The 15,197-nt window shown below is 69.1% G+C and carries 11 protein-coding genes; 6 read left to right on the top strand and 5 right to left on the bottom strand.

The annotated features are described in order from the left end of the window. Window positions 1-19 precede the first annotated feature (19 nt). A complete protein-coding gene (locus H4F99_RS02660; protein ID WP_182668189.1) occupies window positions 20-2,626 on the bottom strand; it encodes a TonB-dependent receptor in 2,607 nt (868 codons plus the stop codon). Window positions 2,627-2,965: 339 nt separating this feature from the next. On the opposite strand from H4F99_RS02660, the gene H4F99_RS02655 reads away from it, so the two are divergent. From H4F99_RS02655 to mutS, 3 genes are read left to right on the top strand one after another with little or no spacing between them, the layout of a single operon-like run. Continuing rightward, the gene (locus H4F99_RS02655) at window positions 2,966-4,444 is read left to right on the top strand and encodes a SulP family inorganic anion transporter (RefSeq protein WP_182668188.1); all 1,479 of its coding nucleotides are present in this window, start codon (window positions 2,966-2,968) and stop codon (window positions 4,442-4,444) included. A 10-nt stretch (window positions 4,445-4,454) separates the two neighbouring features. Next, entirely contained in the window at window positions 4,455-5,327 is an 873-nt protein-coding gene (locus tag H4F99_RS02650) for a universal stress protein (RefSeq protein WP_182668187.1), read from the top strand. Between the two features lie 58 nt (window positions 5,328-5,385). Continuing rightward, window positions 5,386-7,995, top strand: coding sequence for a DNA mismatch repair protein MutS (mutS, locus tag H4F99_RS02645; protein ID WP_182668186.1), 2,610 nt, complete (start codon window positions 5,386-5,388; stop codon window positions 7,993-7,995). 12 nt (window positions 7,996-8,007) lie between these two features. Here the strand turns inward: mutS and H4F99_RS02640 are convergent, their stop codons facing one another. Continuing rightward, a complete protein-coding gene (locus H4F99_RS02640) occupies window positions 8,008-8,670 on the bottom strand; it encodes a hypothetical protein (RefSeq protein WP_182668185.1) in 663 nt (220 codons plus the stop codon). Window positions 8,671-9,020: 350 nt separating this feature from the next. Here H4F99_RS02640 and katG point away from each other — a divergent pair, with 350 nt between their 5' ends. Then, window positions 9,021-11,255, top strand: coding sequence for a catalase/peroxidase HPI (katG, locus tag H4F99_RS02635; RefSeq protein ID WP_182668461.1), 2,235 nt, complete (start codon window positions 9,021-9,023; stop codon window positions 11,253-11,255). Between the two features lie 478 nt (window positions 11,256-11,733). Here katG and H4F99_RS02630 read toward each other — a convergent pair whose 3' ends face one another. Beyond that, window positions 11,734-12,927 carry a trans-sulfuration enzyme family protein gene (locus H4F99_RS02630; RefSeq protein WP_182668184.1) on the bottom strand — a complete coding sequence of 398 codons (1,194 nt, stop codon included), beginning with the start codon at window positions 12,925-12,927 and terminating at the stop codon, window positions 11,734-11,736. 90 nt (window positions 12,928-13,017) lie between these two features. On the opposite strand from H4F99_RS02630, the gene H4F99_RS02625 reads away from it, so the two are divergent. Together H4F99_RS02625 and H4F99_RS02620 are read left to right on the top strand one after the other, a co-directional pair. Beyond that, window positions 13,018-13,500 (top strand): Lrp/AsnC family transcriptional regulator, encoded by a 483-nt coding sequence (locus H4F99_RS02625; RefSeq protein WP_182668183.1) that lies wholly within the window; start codon window positions 13,018-13,020, stop codon window positions 13,498-13,500. Window positions 13,501-13,570: 70 nt separating this feature from the next. Beyond that, window positions 13,571-14,188, top strand: coding sequence for a DUF937 domain-containing protein (locus H4F99_RS02620; protein WP_182668182.1), 618 nt, complete (start codon window positions 13,571-13,573; stop codon window positions 14,186-14,188). A 6-nt stretch (window positions 14,189-14,194) separates the two neighbouring features. On the opposite strand, the gene H4F99_RS02615 is transcribed toward H4F99_RS02620, so the two are convergent. Together H4F99_RS02615 and rplS are read right to left on the bottom strand one after the other, a co-directional pair. Continuing rightward, the gene (locus H4F99_RS02615) at window positions 14,195-14,605 is read right to left on the bottom strand and encodes an RNA-binding S4 domain-containing protein (protein WP_182668181.1); all 411 of its coding nucleotides are present in this window, start codon (window positions 14,603-14,605) and stop codon (window positions 14,195-14,197) included. Window positions 14,606-14,699: 94 nt separating this feature from the next. Then, window positions 14,700-15,074, bottom strand: a complete 375-nt coding sequence (gene rplS / locus H4F99_RS02610) for a 50S ribosomal protein L19 (RefSeq protein WP_182668180.1) — start codon at window positions 15,072-15,074, stop codon at window positions 14,700-14,702. Window positions 15,075-15,197 lie beyond the last annotated feature (123 nt).

Below are 15,197 nucleotides of genomic sequence, written 5' to 3'. Positions count from 1 at the left end.
CAGGGGACGGGCGGTGGCATCAATACTCGAGGCGCAGGGTGACGCCCCAGGTGGCCGGCGCGCCCAGATAACCGTTGTAGGAATTCAACGGGTCACCGGGGGCCGGCGTGCCAGGCGTCTGCAGTGGCGCATCGAAGGCGACCTGCACGTAGGTTTCGTCGAGGATGTTCTGCCCCCACAGCTCGACCATCCAGCGCCGGTCACGTGACCCGATGCCCAGCCGCGCGTTGAAGACCGCGTAGCCGTCCTGCATTTTCTCGGCGTCGAGGTCCGTCCCGGTGTTGAAGTCCGACATGTACTTGCCGCCGAGGTTGAAGCGGCCCAGCAGGTTGGCGCCGAAGTCCCATTCGTAGGTCACCGCGGCCGAGCCGGACCACAGCGGCGCGAAGCTCATGCGGCTGCCCGGAAGCTTGTAGAGCGCACCCGGATAGACGAAGTCCGCCGTGGGGGTCTCGTCGCCGTAGCGGGTGTCGGCATAGGTCAGCCCGGCCTGCAGCATCAGGCCGTCCAAAGGTGTCTGCCACAGCAGTTCGGTATCGATGCCCTTGGACACCACCTCGGGAATGGAGCGGACCACGAAGCTGGTGCCGAGGAAACTGTTCGCCTGGAAATCCTCATAGGTCTGGTGGAACAGCGTGGCATTGGCCAGCAGGTTGCCCCCCATCCAGGTGGTCTTGGCCCCGAGCTCGTAACTGTCCACGTATTCGCCCGGGAACGAGGTGTCGTCGACCGGCACGATGCCGGAACCACTGCTGGAGAGGCCGTCGGCCGACTGCACGCGATCGAGGTTGAACCCGCCGGCCTTGTAGCCCCGTGCCGCGGAGGCATAGGTCATCAGTGCATCGTTCCAGCGGTAGGCGGCCTTCAGCGTGCCCGACCACGCGCCCTCGTCGCGCTCCTGCCGCGTCATGCGCCCGTCATGCAGCGCGTTCGCCCAGGGCAGGCACATGAACCCCACCACCTGCGGCGCCAGCTGGCCCAGCAGGGCGGCCTGCTGGGGCGGCGTCAACGCCCCCAGGGGAACGCCCCGCGCGAGCAGCGCCTGCGCCACGCCACCCGCCGGGTTGGCCAATGCCGCGGCGCAGGCCTGGCTGCCGTTGGGATTGCCGTAGCGCGCATCCAGGGCCTTGTCTTCACTGGTGTAGCGCAGTCCCACGGTGATATCGAGGGCGTCGGTGGCGTGCCAGGTGCCGTTGCCGAACACCGCATGGCTGGTCGCCTCCTGCCGGTAGCGATCGAGCGCCGACAAGCCGACGAATCCCGTGTTGTAGGGCTGGCCGGTCACCTGGGAGAAGAACGACGCAGGGTTCGAGGTGTCGATCGGCAGCCCCAGCCCACTGACGGCGGCGGCGACGCGCTGGAACACCAGCGTGGAGACATAGGGCTCATAGGCCCCGCCGACCCGGTAGGAGTCGTTGCGATCCAGGGTCTCGTCCGAGTAGAACGCGCCGAGCATCCAGTCGAGGCGATCGGTCGATCCGGTCAGCCGGAGTTCCTGGCTGAACGTATCGAACGCGATGAGCGACTCGTCGGCGTCGGCATTGCGGTAGATCAGGTCGGCGGTGCTGTAGTCGAAGTCCAGCCCGTTGATCGCGTCCCAGTCGCGGCTGGCGGTGATCGACGTCAGGGTCGCGCCGCCGAGCCATGGGGTGTCCCAATCGACCTGCAATGAGACGCCCTTGTCCTTGAAGTCCTGCTCCGTGCTGCGGTTGCTCCAGGCTTCGCGCGCCTCCAGGTCGACGACCGGCGCCACGCCGTCGTCGGGCGACAGCGCATCGATGAGGGGCGCTGTGCCGCCGCGGACCAGGGTCACCGCCGTGCAGCAGTTCTCCTCGCGACTGGTGTAGTCGGCGATGACGCTGACATCCAGCGCATCGGTGGGTTCCAGCAGCCATTGCGCCCGCAGCGTGTGGAAATTCTGGTCGTTGTCGCGGGTCTCCCGGCGGGGCCCGTCGCCGACATGCACGTCCATCCAGCCGTCGCGTTCGCGCTTGGCCGCGTAGACGCGCATGGCAGCACTGTCGCCCAGGGCCGAGTTGAAGGTGCCCGCGACGCCGAGCGCATTGTAGTTCCCGACCGTCAGCTCGGCGCCCGCGTAGGTGCCGTAGTCGGGACGGCGGGTGATCACGTTGATGACGCCCGCGGACGTGTTCTTCCCGAACACCGTGCCCTGCGGCCCTTTCAGCACTTCGATCCGCTCGATCTCGCCGAGATCGCCAAAGCCCACGCCGTTGCGCGGCCGGTACACCCCGTCGATCACCACGCCGACGGACGATTCGAGGCCGGGATTGTCGCCGACGGTCCCGATGCCGCGGATGCGCGCCGTCGTCTGCGCATCGCTCTGCGTACTGGTCACGGTCAGGCCCGGGACGAGCACCTGCATGTCCTTGATGTCGCGCACGCCGGTGTCGCGCAGCAGCGCTTCGGACAGCGCGGTGATCGCGATCGGCACGTCCTGCAGGGCTTCCTCCCGCTTCTGCGCGGTGACGACCAGCGCGGACAGCGTGGTGGTGTCCTCGTCCGGTGTCGCCTGCTGGGCGTGCGCGGGCATGGCCAGGGCCAACAGGACGGACAACGAAAGGACCCGTCGGGCGGGCGGCAGGCGGGCGAGGCGGACAGGCGTCATGGGATTCCCGGGGTTCTCAGCGGCTCTTGCGGTTCCAATGGCGTGATGCGCGTGCCACGGGCATCCGCGCCGCCACCGGCCATGCTCCGGTGGTGCCCTGTACGCCGCGGAACGCATGCCGGCGGGCGGGTGAAGTCCCCCTCCATCTGCACCGCCGAGCGAAAATGGAACTTACCACGGGCGCCTGTTCATGCACGTGGCAGTGCAGCAGCCGGGGTGCCACTGGCGGCGTGGGGCGGTACCATGGCGGCCACTTCCGCACGTCCGGGCCTCCGGCCCCGTGCAATACACCCGCCCCCCCCAACTCCCTTGCCCCGCCCGAACGGCGGCGCCTTGCCCATGCCCATGTCCCTGCGCCAGCAATGGTTCTCCAATATCCGCGGCGACGTCCTCGCGGGACTCGTCGTCGCGCTGGCACTGATCCCCGAGGCGATCGCGTTTTCGATCATCGCCGGCGTGGATCCGAAAGTGGGCCTGTACGCGTCGTTCTGCATCGCAGTGGTGATCGCCTTCGCGGGCGGACGCCCCGGCATGATCTCCGCCGCCACCGGTGCGATGGCGCTGGTGATGGTCGACCTGGTCCGGGACCATGGCCTGCAGTACCTCTTCGCGGCCACGCTGCTGACCGGCGTGTTCCAGATCGCGGCCGGCGCCTTGAAACTCGGCGCGCTGATGCGCTTCGTCTCGCGCTCGGTGGTCACGGGATTCGTCAATGCACTCGCGATCCTGATCTTCATGGCGCAGTTGCCGGAACTGATCGACGTGCCCTGGACGGTCTATGCGATGACCGCCGCCGGACTGGCGATCATCTACCTCTTCCCGCGCCTGACCCGTGCGGTACCGTCGCCGCTGGTGGCCATCGTGGTCCTGACCGCGGTCGCGATCGCGCTTGGACTGGACATCCGGACCGTCGGCGACATGGGTGAGTTGCCCGACAGCCTGCCGACGTTCCTCGTCCCCGACGTCCCGTTCAACTGGGAGACCCTGCGGATCATCGCGCCATACGCGGCCACCCTGGCCGTGGTCGGCCTGCTGGAATCGCTGTTGACGGCACAGATCGTCGACGACCTCACCGACACGCCCAGCGATCGCAACCGCGAATGCGCGGGCCAGGGCGTCGCCAACATCGCCACCGGATTCCTCGGCGGCATGGCCGGCTGCGCGATGATCGGACAGTCGGTCATCAACGTGAAATCCGGCGGCCGCGGCCGGCTCTCGACCCTGGTCGCGGGCAGCGTGCTGCTGGTCCTGGTGGTGTTCGCGGGGCCCTGGGTGGAGCGCATTCCGATGGCCGCGCTGGTCGCCGTGATGATCATGGTGTCGATCGGCACCTTCAGCTGGTCGTCGATCGTCAACCTCCGGACCCACCCCGGCACCTCGAGCGTGGTCATGCTGGCCACCGTGGTGGTGACGGTGTTCACCCACGATCTCGCCAAGGGGGTCCTCACCGGCGTCCTCCTGTCCGGCATCTTCTTCGCGAAGAAGGTCGGTCGCGTACTGCACGTCGCGTCGACGCCGCGAAACCACGGACGCGCACGCACCTACGTGGTCACCGGCCAGGTGTTCTTCGCGTCGGCCGAGAGTTTCGTCGCGTCCTTCGACTTCAAGGAAGCGCTGGACGACGTCACCATCGATGTTTCCAACGCCCACTTCTGGGACCTGAGCGCAGTCGGGGCCCTCGACAAGGTGGTGATCAAGTTCCGGCGCGAAGGCGCGGCGGTCGAGATCGTGGGCCTGAACGAGGCCAGCCGGACCATGGTCGACCGGCTGGGCGTGCACGACAAACCCGACGCAGAACGCCTGATGGGCGACCACTGAGGGAACGAGGATGAGCGGCAGCCTGATCCACCACGACGGTCGCGTGCTCGCGGCCCTGGACGCGTCTCCCTACGCCTATGGCGTGGCGACCTGCGCGGGCTGGGCAGCCAGCCGCCTGGGCGCACCGCTGGACCTGCTGCACGTGCTCGACCGTGATGCCGGAGCCCGGTCGAGCGACCTCAGTGGCAACCTAGTCCTGGGCGACCGCGAACAGCTGCTGGAAACGCTCACCGGCTTGGACGCCGAGCGCGCGCAGGTCGCCCGTATCCGGGGCCGGGAGTTGCTGGACCTCGCGGCCGACCAGGTCCGCGGACAGTTCGACGGACCCATGGACATCGAAGCACGGCTGCGCCATGGATCGCTTCCGGAAACCCTTCTCGACCTGGAACCGCAGGTGCGCCTGTTCGTACTCGGCAAGCGCGGCGAGCATGCCGATGTCGACGCCGCCCACCTGGGCGGTGCGCTCGAGCGGGTCGTTCGCGCGGTTCACCGCCCGGTGCTGGTTGCCTCCCGGGCCTTCGTTGACCCGAAGCATTTCCTGATCGCCTTCGACGGCAGCGACACGACCCGCAAATGCATCGAGATGGTCGCCGCCAGCCCACTCCTGCGAGGGCTGCGCTGCAGCGTGCTGGCAGTCGGCGACGCCGCCCCGGAGGGCATGGAAGCGTCGATCGCCCGGTTGCGCGACGCCGGTTTCGACCCGGAGCCGCTGGTCCAGCCCGGCGCACCGGAAACCGTGATCACCGCGACGGTGGCCGCGCGCTCCGTCGACCTGCTGGTCATGGGGGCCTACGGGCATTCGCGCATCCGGCAGTTGATCGTCGGAAGCACCACCACCCAGGTGCTGCGCAGTTGCACCATTCCGGTCCTACTGCTGCGCTGACCTGCCGCGCCCGGCCGGTACAATCGACGGCCACCCGCACTGCCGCCGCGAACGCCGCATGTCCAAGAGCGCCGACACGACGCCCGAGCACACTCCGCTGATGAAGCAGTTCTTCGCCGCCAAGGCGGAGCATCCGGACGTGCTGCTGTTCTTCCGGATGGGCGACTTCTACGAGCTGTTCTACGACGACGCGCGCAAGGCGGCGCGGCTGCTGGACATCACCCTGACCCAGCGCGGCAGCTCGGGAGGCGCGCCGATACCGATGGCCGGCGTGCCGCACCATTCGGCCGAAGGCTACCTGGCGCGGCTGGTCGCGCTGGGCGAGTCGGTGGCGATCTGCGAGCAGATCGGCGACCCGGCCGCGAGCAAGGGGCTGGTGGAGCGCAAGGTCGTGCGCATCATCACCCCCGGCACGGTCACCGACGAGGCCCTGCTCGACGAACGCCGCGACACCCTGCTGCTGGCGGTGGCGCGCAGCAAGGGCGGCTATGGACTGGCCTGGGCCGACCTGTCTGCCGGGCGTTTCCTGGTCAACGAGGTGGCCGGCGACGACCTGCTGGAAGCCGAACTGGCCCGCCTGGCACCGGCCGAAGTGCTCGTCGCCGACGAAGACGGCTGGCCCGGCTTCGTACTCGAACGCGGCGGCCTGCGCCGGCGGCCGCCATGGCTGTTCGACGCCGACAGCGGGCGCCGACAGCTGCTGCGCTTCTTCAACCTGCACGATCTGACAGGTTTCGGGATCGAAGACCGGCCGATGGCGATCGCCGCCGCGGCGGCCCTGCTCGGCTACGTCGAGGAGACCCAGAAGCAGCGCCTGCCGCACCTGGGCGCGATCGCGGTGGAGTCCGGCGATGGCGCGATCGCCATGAACGCGGCGACCCGCCGCCACCTCGAACTCGACACCCGCGTCGACGGCGACACCCGGCATACCCTGCTCGGCGTGCTCGACAGCACGGTGACGCCGATGGGCGGCCGCCTGCTGCGGCGGTGGCTGCACCGCCCGCTGCGTGACCGAGACACCTTGCGACGGCGCCACCAGGCGGTCGCCACCCTGCTCGACACCGGCACCGGCGACACGCTGCGCGAGCGCTTCCGCGCCCTGGGCGACCTCGAGCGCATCCTCTCGCGCATCGCCCTGCGCAGCGCGCGGCCGCGCGACCTGTCGACGCTGCGCGACGGCCTGGGCCTGCTGCCGGCGGTCCGCGAACTGCTGTCGCCGCTGGACGCGCCTCGACTGGCCGAACTGGTCGATGCACTCGGCCGGCACGACGCCCACGCCGCCCTGCTCGCCTCGGCCATCGTCGAGCAGCCACCGGTGCTGGCGCGCGATGGCGGGGTGTTCGCCGAAGGCCACGACGCCGAACTGGACGAACTGCGCCGGCTGTCGGAGCACGCGGACCAGTTCCTCGTCGACCTGGAGACCCGCGAGCGCGAGGCCAGTGGCATCCCGACGCTGAAGGTCGGCTACAACCGCGTCCACGGCTACTACATCGAGATCAGCAAGGCGCAGGCCGGCAAGGCGCCGACCCACTACACCCGGCGCCAGACCCTGACCAATGCCGAGCGCTACATCACCGAAGAGCTGAAGACGTTCGAGGACAAGGTGCTGTCGGCGCGCGAGCGTGCCCTGGCCCGCGAGCGCGCGCTGTACGAGGGCCTGCTCGATGCCCTGAACGAACGCCTGCCCGAGCTGAAGGCCTGCGCGGCGGCGCTGTCGGAGCTGGACGTGCTGGCCGGCCTGGCCGAACGCGCGGACGCCCTGGACTGGTCGCGCCCGGAACTCGTCGACGCCCCCGTGCTGCGCATCGAACGCGGCCGCCACCCGGTCGTCGAAGCGGTGCGCGACGCTCCCTTCGAGCCGAACGACCTGGTGCTGGGAGAGGACGTGGACGGCCAGCCGCGTCGCATGCTGGTCATCACCGGCCCGAACATGGGCGGCAAGAGCACCTACATGCGGCAGAACGCGCTGATCGTGCTGCTCGCGCACATGGGCAGCTTCGTGCCGGCCGCGCGCGCGGAGATCGGCCCGATCGACCGCATCCTGACCCGCATCGGCGCCGGCGACGACCTGGCCAGGGGGCAGTCGACCTTCATGGTCGAGATGAGCGAGACCAGCCATATCCTCCACCACGCCACCGACCGCTCGCTGGTGCTGATGGACGAGATCGGCCGCGGCACCTCGACCTTCGACGGCCTCGCACTGGCGGATGCCTGCGCACGCCACCTCGCCGGGCACAACCGCGCGTGGACCCTGTTCGCCACCCACTATTTCGAACTGACCGCACTGGCCGAGCCCGGCAGCGGCATTGCCAACGTGCACCTGGACGCGGTCGAACACCATGATCCCGTGCAAGGCGACCGGCTGGTGTTCATGCACGCAGTGAAGGACGGCCCCGCCAACCGCAGTTTCGGCCTGCAGGTCGCCGCACTGGCGGGCCTGCCCAGGGCGGTGGTGCGCCAGGCCCGGGCGCGCCTGGCCGAACTGGAGCAGCGCGGCCACGACGTCCCGCCCGCCGCATCGCTGGTGCCCGACACCCTGGACGCCCCGCGCCAGGCCAGCCTGTTCGCCGCGCCGTCGGCCGCGCTGGAAGCCCTGGCCGGCCTCGACCCCGACGAGCTGACGCCGAAGCAGGCGCTGGAAGCGCTCTACCGCCTCAAGCAGCTCTAGCGCGAGCCGGGCTCAGCCGGCGGCCTCGGCGCCGCCGTCGCCCCGGTCGAAGCGGCGCACCTGTCGGGCCGGGTCGAACGGCCCGATGCGCTCGCGCCCGTCGAAGCGGTACTCCGCATGGGGCCCGTCCGCGCGCACGTAGTGCAGGAACACCTGCACCCAGTAGCGTCCGTCGAAGCGCCCACGCCAGTGCGGCAGGTCGGCGCCCCTGTACGCCAGCATGTCGCCGGGGCCGAGCGGCAGTTCGAGGTCCTCGCCATCGGCCTGCACGCCGAGCGTCCACGGACGGTCGGCATCGAAGCCCAGCGTCAGCGAGGTGCTGATCTCGCAGGACGGCCGGTCGAGGTGGCGCGGCAGTTCGGCACCCGGCATGTACACGCGCAGGTACGAGTAGCACGGATGCAGCGGCCCGCCCGCCACGCGCTCCATCAGCGGATGGATGCGCAACAGCAGGCATTCCGACAGCGTGTCGGCATAGCGCCCCTGCGAACCCAGGCTGTCCTCGCGCGTGTAGTGGCCGGGGACGCCGGTCTGCATCACCGCGTAATTCGCGCACAACTCCGCCTCGGCCGGTGCGAGCACGCCTCGCAACACGGCAAAGCCACGCGAGCCGAAGTGCGCGGCGCACTGTGCCAGGGGATCGTTCGCGGGAGTCGGAGGTACCGGTTCGGTCATGCGGAAATGGGGATGGCGGGCAACGACGCATGGTAACCGGGCCGCGCCCGGCCCACCGGTGGCGTCCACGGTTTCGTAATGGCCGCGGGCGCAGGATGGGGTCGGCCGCGGGGAAGACATCGTGCAGGGCCCCTGCAGATGATAGTGAAGGCCTATCAATCCATTCCGAAACTTTCATTTCAGTTATGAATCGAGCGGGCGTAGGTTGATTGGACACAGCGAAACCGTGCCCTGGCCGACACCCGCTTCTTTCCCGAGCACCGCCCTGTCGTAGCCCGTCAACCCGGTTCAGCCCAGATCACCGCTTGCCCGGATCGTCCGGACCGCAAGTGCCCAGGCAAAGGAGACCGATCATGTCGAAAGCGAAGTGCCCCTTCCACCAGACCGCCGGCGGCGGCACCCAGAACAAGGACTGGTGGCCCAACCAGCTCCGGCTTGACCTGCTGAACCAGCATTCGGACCGCTCCAATCCGCTCGATGGCGACTTCGACTACGCCAAGGCCTTCGAGAAGCTCGACTACCACGGCCTCAAGAAGGACCTGCGCGAGCTGATGACCGACTCGCAGGACTGGTGGCCGGCGGACTTCGGCCATTACGGCGGCCTGATGATCCGCATGGCCTGGCACAGCGCCGGTACCTATCGCGTCGGTGACGGACGCGGCGGCGGCGGCCGCGGCCAGCAGCGCTTCGCCCCGCTCAACAGCTGGCCGGACAACGTCAGCCTGGACAAGGCACGCCGGCTGCTGTGGCCGATCAAGCAGAAGTACGGCCAGGCAATCTCCTGGGCCGACCTGATGATCCTCGCCGGCAACGTCGCCCTGGAGACGATGGGCTTCCGCACCTTCGGCTTCGCGGGCGGCCGCCCGGACACCTGGGAACCGGACCAGGACGTGTACTGGGGCCGCGAGACCAAGTGGCTCGGCGGCGACGATCGCTACTCCCGTGGCTCCCCTGGCGTGGCGGAGCACGCGGTGCTGGTGTCCGAGGACGACAGCCAGGTCGAGCACACCCGCGACCTCGAGAACCCCCTGGCCGCGGTGCAGATGGGCCTGATCTACGTCAACCCGGAAGGCCCTGACGGCAATCCCGACCCGCTGCTGGCAGCCAAGGACATCCGCGACACCTTCGGCCGGATGGCGATGGACGACGAGGAAACCGTCGCGCTGATCGCCGGCGGCCACACCTTCGGCAAGACCCACGGCGCCGGCCCGGCCGACAACGTCGGCGCTGAGCCCGAGGCCGACGAACTGGAAGCCCAGGGCTTCGGTTGGCACAACAAATTCGGCAGCGGCAAGGGCGGCGACACCATCACCTCCGGCCTGGAAGTGACCTGGACGCAGACCCCGACGCTGTGGAGCAACAAGTTCTTCGAGAACCTGTTCGGCTTCGAGTGGGAACTGGAGAAATCGCCCGCAGGTGCCCAGCAGTGGGTCGCCAAGGACGCCCCCGAGGACGTGCCGCTGGCGCATGACGCCTCGAAGAAACAGCGCCCGAGGATGCTGACCACCGACCTGTCGCTGCGTTTCGACCCGATCTACGGGCCGATCTCCAAGCGTTTCCTCGAGAACCCGCAGGCCTTCGCCGAGGCCTTCGCCCGCGCCTGGTTCAAGCTGACCCACCGCGACATGGGCCCGCGCGCCCGCTACCTCGGGCCGGAAGTGCCGAAAGAAGAACTGATCTGGCAGGACCCGGTGCCCGCCGTCGACCACCCGCTGGTCGAAGCTGCCGATGTCGACGCGCTGAAGAAGAAGATCGCCGACTCCGGCCTGTCCGTGGCCGAGCTGGTCTCGACCGCGTGGGCGTCGGCCTCGACCTTCCGTGGTGGCGACAAGCGTGGTGGCGCGAACGGCGCGCGCATCGCCCTGGCCCCGCAGAAGGACTGGGCGGTCAACCAGCCGGCACAGCTCGACAAGGTGCTCAAGGCGCTCAAGCGCATCCAGGCCGACTTCAACATCGACGCCAGCGGCGGCAAGAAGGTCTCGCTGGCCGACCTGATCGTGCTGGCCGGTGGCGTCGGCATCGAGCAGGCGGCCAAGGCTGGCGGCAGCGCCGTCGAGGTCCCATTCTCGCCGGGTCGTACCGATGCGCGCCCGGACCAGACCGACGTGGAATCCTTCGCGGTGATGGAGCCCTATGCCGACGGCTTCCGCAATTACCTCAAGGGGCCTTCCGCGGTGCCGGCCGAGCACCTGCTGGTCGACCGCGCGCAGCTGCTGACCCTGACCGCGCCGGAAATGACCGCCCTGGTCGGTGGCCTGCGCGTCCTCGGTGCCAACGCGGACGGTTCCGGCACCGGCGTGTTCACCGATCGCCCGGGCACCCTGAGCAATGACTTCTTCGTCAACCTGCTCGACATGGGCACCGAATGGAAGGCGACAGGTGCCAACAGCTACGAAGGCACCGATCGCAAGAGCGGCCAAGTGAAGTGGACCGGCAGCCGCGTCGACCTGGTGTTCGGCTCCAACTCGGTGCTGCGCGCGCTTGCAGAGGTCTACGGCAGCTCGGACGGCGAGGCGAAGTTCATCAAGGACTTCGTCGCCGCGTGGACCAAGGTCATGGAGCTGGACCGCTTCGACCTCGCCTGACCGGATCGGTCACGGCACTCTCCCGGAGCGGGTATCAACCCGCGTCGGGAGGGGGCACCGTACAGCACGTTGATCTGCAACAACGAAGCCCGGCATCTTTGCCGGGCTTCGTCTTCCAACCCTACCGCAATGATCGCCAATGGCGGTGGATGGCCCGATGGACACACCTTTCATAGCGGCTTTGCCTCAGGCAGGCCCACCCACGAAGCGAATCTCTGCAAGCCACCGTAGCGCCGGTCGTCGGGATGGGGGTGGCGGAGAGCCGGGCAGGACGCCCGGCGACCCGACTTGAAGACAGGACGTCGCCAGGAGGGCGGAGCCACCCCCATCCCGGCGGGCGGCGCCCCACCCGAAGCCGCCCCACCCGAAGCCGCCCCACTCGAAGCCGGCACACCCGAAGCCGGCACACCCGAACCCGGCCCTCCCGAAGCCGGCCTCACAGCGTGAGGGCAAGCCAGCGAAACCACGCCGCCAGGCATCAGGCGGCGTCCCGTTCCCGGACCGACGACGCCTGCGCCAGCGCCTGCTCGAGGTCGGCCCACACATCCTCGACATGCTCGATGCCGACCGACATCCGCATCAGCCCCGGCGTGATCCCGTGCGCCTGCTGGTCGGCGGGACTCACCACGCGATGGGTCAGGCCTGCGGGATGCTGGATCAGGCTGTCCACCGACCCCAGGCTCACTGCCGGCGTGATCAATCGCACCGCACGCATCACCGCTGCCGCCGCAGCGTGGCCGTCGGCCAGCTCGAACGCCACCAGACAGCCCGCTCCCCGCATCTGGCTTCGGCACAGGCCGGCATTGCGGACGGTACCGAGGCCGGGATGGAACACACGCGCCACCCCTGGATGTGCCGCCAGCCGCCGGGCGATGCTCTCCGCGTTCGCCTGCGCTCGCTCCACCCGCAACGCCAGCGTCGGCAGGCCCCGGTGCAACAAGTAGGCGGCGAGCGGATGCAGCAGTCCTCCGGTCGCCGCCCGCACCGTGCGCAGCGGCTTTGCATCCTCGTCGGCGCAACAGACCACTCCGGCGATGACGTCCCCGTGCCCGCCGAGGAACTTGGTCGCGCTGTGCAGCACGTAGCGCGCGCCGAACGCCGCGGGGTTCTGCAATACCGGGGTCGCGAAAGTGGAATCGACCAGCACCGGCACGCCGCCGGAGGCCTCCACGGCGGCACGGATGTCGACCAGGTCCAGCGTCGGATTGGCCGGCGTTTCGATGATGACCAGGGCCGTGTCCGGACGCCGCCGCCCGGCGATCTCGTCCGCATCGACGAATTCCGCCTCCATGCCACACAGGCCGCTGGCCAGCAGGTGGTCGGAGGTGCCATACAGCGGGCGGACCACCAGCACGTGGCCGCCGTGCGCGCGCCGGGCCATCAGCACGGCGGTAAGCGCGGCCATCCCGGACGCGAAAGCCACGCAGGCCTCCGTGCCTTCCAACGTCGCGAGCGCCTGTTCGACACGCGCCACCGTCGGGTTGTGCAGGCGCGCGTAGATCGGATTGGCGGCGCTGGCCTCCCCGCCCACGAGCGCATCGAAACTGGCCGTCCCCGCCTCCAGGTCGTGGACCGGATAGGTCGTGGACAGGTCGATCGGCGGCGCATGCACGCCAAGCGCGGCGAGATCATCGCGGCCGGCATGGACGACATCGGTATCGAAACGGGGCATGGCGAGCGCTTCCATCAGAGTTGCGCTCAACCCTAGAACATGATGCGACTGATAGAGTTCATTCCGAACACTATTCGAGCAAGCTGCCCAATGCCGAGGATCGACCGAACGGACTTCGCCCTCCTGCGCCTGCTGCGGAAGCATGCGCGGCTGCCGAACAAGACCCTCGCGGAAAAGACCGGGGTGGCGCCTTCGACGGCCCTGGAGCGCATTCGCCGCCTGCATGAGGCGCGGGTCATCCAGGGCTACCACGCCGAGATCGAACCGGCCGCGATTGGCATTGGCCTGCAGGCCATGGTGGCAGTGCGGCTGGCGCGCCACTCGCGGACCCTGGTCGACGGCTTCCTGCGTCACCTCCAGGGCCTGCCCGAGGTGCTGGCCTTCTACCACCTCGCCGGCGCGGATGACTTCCTCGTCCATGTCGGGGTACGCGACAGCCACCACCTGCGTGAACTGGCCCTCACGGCGTTCACCGAGCGCGACGAGGTTGCGCACATCCACACGCAGCTGATCTTCGGCTTCCACCGCAACACCGAATTGCCTGTCCTCGTCGACCTGAACGACGAAGCCTGACGGGGACCTCCACGGGACCGGAACATCCTCGCGCTAGCATGGCGTTCCACCCGTCGAACAGGATGCCGCCATGTCCACTCCCCTGACCCGGGACATGCTCAGCCAGTTGCAGGGCGCGCCCCTCGCGAACATCAGCCGGCAACTCGGCCTGCCCGAAGACCAGGCGGAGGATGCGATCAGCGCCGCCTTGCCGCTACTGGTCGGTGCGCTGGGCCGGAACGCCAGCCAGCCCCAGGGCGCAGAAGCCCTCTTCGGCGCGCTACAGCGGGACCACGCCGGCACCGACCTCGGCGGACTGCTGGGTGCCGTCCTCGGCGGCGGCGGCCAGGGCGCGGGGATCCTCGGGCATGTGCTGGGAGGCCAGCAGGGCAACGCCGTGCGCGGGCTGGGGGCCGCGACCGGCCTCGACAATGACCGCATGGGCCAGCTCCTGAAAATGCTGGCGCCGCTGGTGATGGCCTACCTGGCCAAGCGCATGTTCTCGTCGACGCCCGCCCCGGCCGGCACCTCGCCGCTGCAGCCCACGCCGGCGTCCCTCGGCACCGCGCTTGGCGAGGAAAGCCAGCGCATCCGGCAGGACAGCCTCGGGGGCGGCCTGCTCGGTGCCGTGCTGGACCAGGACGGTGACGGCGACCTGGATGTCAACGACCTGATGCGCCTGGGCAGCTCGATCTTCGGCGGTCGCTGACGCCGGTCAACTGGCGTCGATGTCGCCCAACGCGCGGATCAATCGCCGGGCGCGCTTGTCGGGCCGGGTTTCCGGCGCCCTGTAGCCGGCACTGGCCGCGGCGCGCAGTGCACGGGCCTCCTCGCGCGCGCGCGCCGAGGCCTCGCCCTCGCGGTACAGCGTGCGCGCGACGCTGGCCGGCCCCCGCGTGTCGCTGAGGGCCAGCACCTCGACTTCGAACGTTTCGTGGCCTCGCTCGATCTTCATCGGATCGCCCACGCGGACCGTGCGCGAGGGCTTGGGCCGTTGCCCGGCCACCTCGACCTTGCCGTTCTCGATCGCCTGTCGTGCCAGCGCGCGGGTCTTGAAGAACCGGGCCGCCCACAGCCACAGGTCGATGCGCACGCCACCCACCGGATTGTCCTTCGTCTCGTCCATCCACCTGCCTGCCCGTGTCGGGGCATTATCGCCCCCAACGCAGAACGGCCGCCCCTGGGGCGGCCGTTCGCGTGAATCGCCGGAGACGCGGCGCTTACTGCTTGTTCTTCGCGTAAGCCGCCAGGTCTTCCTTGATGCGCGCCTTCTTGCCTTCCAGGCCACGCAGGTAGTACAGCTTGCCGGCGCGGACCTTGCCGCGGCGCTTCACCTGCACCGAGTCGATGATCGGGCTGTGGTTCTGGAACACGCGCTCGACACCGTAGCCGTGCGAGATCTTGCGCACGGTGAAGGAGGAGTTCAGGCCGGCGTTCTTGCGCGCGATGACCACGCCTTCATAGGCCTGGACGCGCTCGCGGTTGCCTTCCTTCACCTTCACGTTGACGACGACGGTATCGCCGGGGCCGAAGGGCGGCAGCTCGCGCTGGGCCTGTCCGGCTTCGAATTCCTGGAGCAGCGTGTTGAGAGTCATGGTCTTGGCCTGTTGATGTCGCTTTTCTGGGCCCCGGGTCGTGGCCCGGTGGCGATTTGTATGCGCGAGTGCACGTGGACCCGCGTCATGGCATGGATGGAGCTAAGCCGCGCATTATAGCGG

This window comes from Marilutibacter penaei (assembly GCF_014145395.1).
GTDB classification, from domain to species: Bacteria; Pseudomonadota; Gammaproteobacteria; order Xanthomonadales; family Xanthomonadaceae; genus Marilutibacter; species Marilutibacter penaei.
Note: the sequence above shows the minus strand (reverse complement) of the source record. Positions and strands in the feature narration are given on the sequence as shown.

Coding starts and splice junctions, on each gene's coding strand:
- H4F99_RS02660 (WP_182668189.1), bottom strand. CDS start 2,626: ATGACGCCTGTCCGCCTCGCCCGCCTGCCGCCCGCCCGACGGGTCCTT.
- H4F99_RS02655 (WP_182668188.1), top strand. CDS start 2,966: ATGCCCATGTCCCTGCGCCAGCAATGGTTCTCCAATATCCGCGGCGAC.
- H4F99_RS02650 (WP_182668187.1), top strand. CDS start 4,455: ATGAGCGGCAGCCTGATCCACCACGACGGTCGCGTGCTCGCGGCCCTG.
- mutS (WP_182668186.1), top strand. CDS start 5,386: ATGTCCAAGAGCGCCGACACGACGCCCGAGCACACTCCGCTGATGAAG.
- H4F99_RS02640 (WP_182668185.1), bottom strand. CDS start 8,670: ATGACCGAACCGGTACCTCCGACTCCCGCGAACGATCCCCTGGCACAG.
- H4F99_RS02630 (WP_182668184.1), bottom strand. CDS start 12,927: ATGCCCCGTTTCGATACCGATGTCGTCCATGCCGGCCGCGATGATCTC.
- H4F99_RS02625 (WP_182668183.1), top strand. CDS start 13,018: ATGCCGAGGATCGACCGAACGGACTTCGCCCTCCTGCGCCTGCTGCGG.
- H4F99_RS02620 (WP_182668182.1), top strand. CDS start 13,571: ATGTCCACTCCCCTGACCCGGGACATGCTCAGCCAGTTGCAGGGCGCG.
- H4F99_RS02615 (WP_182668181.1), bottom strand. CDS start 14,605: ATGGACGAGACGAAGGACAATCCGGTGGGTGGCGTGCGCATCGACCTG.
- rplS (WP_182668180.1), bottom strand. CDS start 15,074: ATGACTCTCAACACGCTGCTCCAGGAATTCGAAGCCGGACAGGCCCAG.